At 73.1% G+C, this 238-nt stretch carries 1 protein-coding gene; it reads right to left on the bottom strand.

Features of this window, described 5'->3' with window-relative positions; genetic code table 11:
* Positions 1-238 (bottom strand): hypothetical protein (locus ACZ3HG_RS24810; RefSeq protein ID WP_465335196.1); only part of this gene is annotated, 238 nt, incomplete at both ends.

Genomic DNA, 238 nt, shown 5'->3' with positions numbered 1-238 from the left:
GACCTCGAGCGTGATCTGGTACCGCGTGATGACGCGTCCGATCGGCACGGTGGGGAGGTTGGCGCGCGTGGATTCGCCGACGCCCACACCCCCGGCGATGTGGCGGCGCGCGGCCGAGACGACATCGCCGAGCACGGCGGAGGCGGTCTGCACACCGCCCGCGCCGGCGCCGTAGAACATCAGGTCGCCGGCGGCCTCGGCCTGGACGAACACGGCGTTGTTCGCGCCGTGCACGCTC

It is taken from the genome of Erwinia sp. PME.40.26/001 (assembly GCF_055556675.1).
The sequence above is the reverse complement of the archived record's forward strand: the minus strand, read 5'-3'. Positions and strand labels throughout refer to the sequence as shown.